Here is a 650-nt window from a genome sequence, read left to right on the forward strand (position 1 = left end):
CGCCTTCGACCAGCTCATCCCCGCCGCCCGCGCCGCCTTCTACCGCATCGACGCCGACCTGCTGGCCTGCGACTTCCAGCTGCGCGGCCTGGGCCCGCAGATGCACATCGACTACCTCAACCACTACCGCCGCCTCGACCCGCTGCAACCCGCCGCCTGCCTGGCCACCGGGCTGCCGGTGGTGCCGCTGGCGGTTGGCATGGCGCAGCAGCCGGCCGCGCAGCGCGAGCGCTATCGCAGCTTCCTCCAGCGCCACGGGGTGATCGACGTGGTGGAGGTCATCGCCGCCGACCAGGGCCGCCCACTGGCCGGCCTGTCGCTGTTGCGGCGGGTCGGCGAGGCGCCCTTCTCGGTCGACGAACTGAACCGCCTGGGCGCCCTGCAAACCCTGCTGGAGCTCGCCGCCCAGGCCTTGCCGCGCGGCAACGCCGCGCTCGACCCGCTCACCCCGCGCGAGCGCGAGATCGCCCTGCTGCTGCGCGACGGCGCCAGCAACAAGGACCTCGCGCGCCAGCTCGGCCTGGGCCTGGCCACGGTGAAGACGCACCTCATCCACCTGTTCCGCAAGGCCGGCGTGGCCAGCCGCACCGAGCTCATCGCCCGGCTGTTCCTGGATCAACCATCCGGTTGATGTCGCGCGCGGGCGGCGC

1 protein-coding gene is annotated in these 650 nt (G+C 73.4%); it reads left to right on the forward strand.

Annotated features, from left to right (window positions below; all coding sequences use genetic code 11):
• Positions 1-631: helix-turn-helix transcriptional regulator (locus P3W75_RS12945; protein ID WP_276227750.1), on the forward strand; the 631-nt coding region annotated here is incomplete at its 5' end.
• Positions 632-650: the final 19 nt, after the last annotated feature.

The organism is Pseudomonas citronellolis (assembly GCF_029335315.1).
GTDB lineage: Bacteria > Pseudomonadota > Gammaproteobacteria > Pseudomonadales > Pseudomonadaceae > Pseudomonas > Pseudomonas citronellolis_A.